The sequence below is a fragment of the bacterium genome (genome assembly GCA_037131655.1).
Taxonomy (GTDB): Bacteria; Armatimonadota; Fimbriimonadia; order Fimbriimonadales; family JBAXQP01; genus JBAXQP01.
On the sequence record JBAXQP010000474.1, the window covers coordinates 1 to 1,568 of the forward strand.

The 1,568-nt window shown below is 46.9% G+C and carries 2 protein-coding genes; both read left to right on the top strand.

What is annotated here, in order from left to right:
• A partial coding sequence (locus WCO51_13755) for a UDP-N-acetylmuramoyl-L-alanyl-D-glutamate--2,6-diaminopimelate ligase (protein MEI6514319.1) occupies positions 1–1,304 on the top strand: 1,304 nt, incomplete at its 5' end.
• A partial coding sequence (locus WCO51_13760) for a Mur ligase domain-containing protein (GenBank protein MEI6514320.1) occupies positions 1,301–1,568 on the top strand: 268 nt, incomplete at its 3' end. The genes WCO51_13755 and WCO51_13760, both read left to right, overlap by 4 nt.

Genomic DNA, 1,568 nt, shown 5'->3' on the forward strand with positions numbered 1-1,568 from the left:
TAGCTGAGCTGCATGAAAAAACAGGAATGATTGCGGACCACGTATATGGTCATCCTTCCCTGAAATTAGGAGTAATTGGGATTACCGGAACAAACGGCAAGACATCGTGCAGCCATTGGATCGCCCAGGCAATGGGAGCGTTGGGCAGAAAGACGGCAGTTATCGGGACATTAGGAAATGGGTTTCTTGGTGCGCTTACGGCAACCGTCAATACCACGCCAGATGCGGTTCTGTTGCAGAAGAAAATGGCAGAATTTTTAAAGGAAGGCGCCGAATACGTGACCATGGAAGTTTCATCACATGGAATTAAGCAAGAGCGGATTAATGGAACAACATTTGCGGTGGCGTTATTTACCAATCTGACGCGAGATCACCTTGATTATCACGATGACATGAAGGAGTACGGTGCCGTGAAGGCCAGATTATTTCATTGGCCGGGGCTCAAGTATGCTGTGCTTAATATGGATGATGAGTTTGGAGTAGAGATATCGCAACAACTAGAAACAACTCCAACTGAGGTAATTGGTTATGGATTTAAAGAGTCAGAAATTGAAGATATAGAGTCTAAAAAAATAAGTAGGTTGAGGGGGAGTAATCTCAAGTCAAGCATTGATGGCTTGGAATTCGATGTCGAGTTTAGGAGTGAACGGATAAAATTTAAGACGGAGTTAGTGGGCCGATTCAATGCCTCGAATTTGTTATCAGTGATGGCGGTCCTGATAGCAAGCGACATAACATTAGTCGATGCAGTAAAGGTTGTGAAACAAGTGCAGCCTATAACGGGAAGGATGGAGCGGCTGGGAGGTTCCTCACAACCCCTTGTGATTGTGGACTACGCACACAGTCCAGATGCTATTGAGAAAGTATTGACGACGCTGCGTGAGGTCCTTGGCAAACCTGGGGACCAAATAAAACCAAAAATAGAAAATACAAAATTGGTTTGTGTATTCGGATGCGGGGGTGAGCGTGATCGCGGTAAGCGACCAATGCTGGGGAGAGTGGTCTCGCAGTTAGCAGATGAGATCATCATAACAAGCGACAACCCGCGAAGCGAAAATCCGCGGGACATCATCAATGAGATCGCAGTAGCAACGGATGCTAATTATCATATCGAAGAAGACCGAGCGATGGCGATTTATCGTGCGATAAGTAATGCGCGGAAGGGTGACATAGTACTAATCGCAGGGAAGGGACATGAAATGTATCAGGAGATTGGGGGACAAAGACTTCCTTTCAGCGACATCGAGGTTGCGCGGCAGGTGTTGCAAGGGTTGGTAGAACAAGAGGCACGAGTACAAGCATGATGACGGTGAAGGAAGCGGCGCTTGCACTGGATGTAGAGTGGCGAGGTAAAGATGTCTTTTTTACCGGGGTTAGCACCGATAGTCGAAAGGCAGAAAGTGGTGATTTATTTGTTGGACTGAAAGGAGAGCGGTTCGAAGGCGATGAGTTCGTAGCGATAGCGCACGAGAAAGGTGCAGTAGCGGCAATGGTGAGCAAAGCAGCGGGAATCAAAAATCAGGGATTAGGGATTCCCTTAATATTAATGAAAGATACGCGCTTGGGTC